This window comes from Allorhizobium sonneratiae (assembly GCF_023700755.1).
Classification (GTDB): Bacteria; Pseudomonadota; Alphaproteobacteria; order Rhizobiales; family Rhizobiaceae; genus Allorhizobium; species Allorhizobium sonneratiae.
On the sequence record NZ_JAMKOJ010000035.1, the window covers coordinates 1 to 848 of the forward strand.

Genomic DNA, 848 nt, shown 5'->3' on the forward strand with positions numbered 1-848 from the left:
CTCGGAACAATGCTCTGACGCCTGTGCAAGTCAATTGGATCATCGACGATCATGTGCCCAAACTGCAGAGGATGAGATATTTGCTGTCGACTGCGCATAGCGGCTTATCTCTTCACAATCATTAGATTTTACTGTCAGGACAAATCAAGATGCCGAAAATTGCCATTGATAAACCAGGAACCATTATAAAAAAAGAGACTTATGTTTATGATTTCGAATACCCATTGCTGATAAAAAAGAAATCAGTCGGCTTAATTTACAATTCATCAAAATTTGTGTTATTTTTATTGATTAATATTTTTTTAATTGAGGAAACATATAATTTTTTCTCATATGCTATTGAAGATAGATTTAATAAATATATTCTAGTTATATTTTATCTAATATTAACAGAAATAATTTCATTTTATGTGTTATTGCTTCTTTTACCTGAATTATTGATTTATATTACAGATGGAACTCCTTTTTTGGAAATAAATAACGATGGCGTCATGGATCATACTGTGTCTCCCGATATAATGCTCTGGGAGTATTTTTCGTCAATCAAAATAATTAGAAGCCCCATGATGGGAACGTCGTCCATTCGTTTAGAGATAAATAAAAAATCAAATATAAAATTCAGATCGTTCCGCATTGACAGGATATATCAAAAATATTTCCTTCCATTAAGAAATAAATATGTGTTCATATCTATTAAGGGATTTGAGGAAAACGCAGTTACAATAGGTGCAGTTATTGAATATACGTTCAAGAAATCAAAAAGCTAAAATAAAAATTGGGGGGGCGTAAATAAATATTGCAAGCGGAAAGGCTCTGATTGGTGGACGGAGGTGCGTCATGTACATTTC

1 protein-coding gene is annotated in these 848 nt (G+C 32.4%); it reads left to right on the plus strand.

Features of this window, described 5'->3' with window-relative positions:
* The first annotated feature begins 149 nt into the window (after positions 1 to 149).
* On the plus strand, positions 150 to 767 hold the full coding sequence (locus NAC44_RS21155; protein WP_250943639.1) for a hypothetical protein: 618 nt from the start codon (positions 150 to 152) through the stop codon (positions 765 to 767).
* Positions 768 to 848: the final 81 nt, after the last annotated feature.